The organism is Streptococcus sp. CCH5-D3, assembly GCF_001556435.1.
Lineage (GTDB): Bacteria > Bacillota > Bacilli > Lactobacillales > Streptococcaceae > Streptococcus.
On sequence record NZ_LSIW01000050.1, the window covers coordinates 1 to 283 of the forward strand.

The window sequence follows — 283 nt, forward strand, 5'->3', positions numbered from 1 at the left end:
CTAAACGCGGCGGACTGTAAATCCGCTCCTTCGGGTTCGGGGGTTCGAATCCCTCCCCTTCCATAGTTACGGGCATAGTTTAAAGGTAGAACTAAGGTCTCCAAAACCTTCAGTGTGGGTTCAATTCCTACTGCCCGTGTTAGTAAAGTGGCGAATGTGGTGAAGTGGTTAACACATCAGATTGTGGCTCTGACATTCGGGGGTTCGATTCCCCTCATTCGCCTATATTTTTGGGGTATAGCCAAGCGGTAAGGCAAGGGACTTTGACTCCCTCATGCGTTGG

2 tRNA genes are annotated in these 283 nt (G+C 50.2%); both read left to right on the forward strand.

What is annotated here, in order from left to right:
• Positions 1-68 precede the first annotated feature (68 nt).
• A tRNA-Trp gene (locus tag AX662_RS02290) sits at positions 69-139 on the forward strand.
• 11 nt (positions 140-150) lie between these two features.
• Positions 151-223 (forward strand) — tRNA-His (locus tag AX662_RS02295).
• The last annotated feature ends 60 nt before the right edge of the window (positions 224-283 follow it).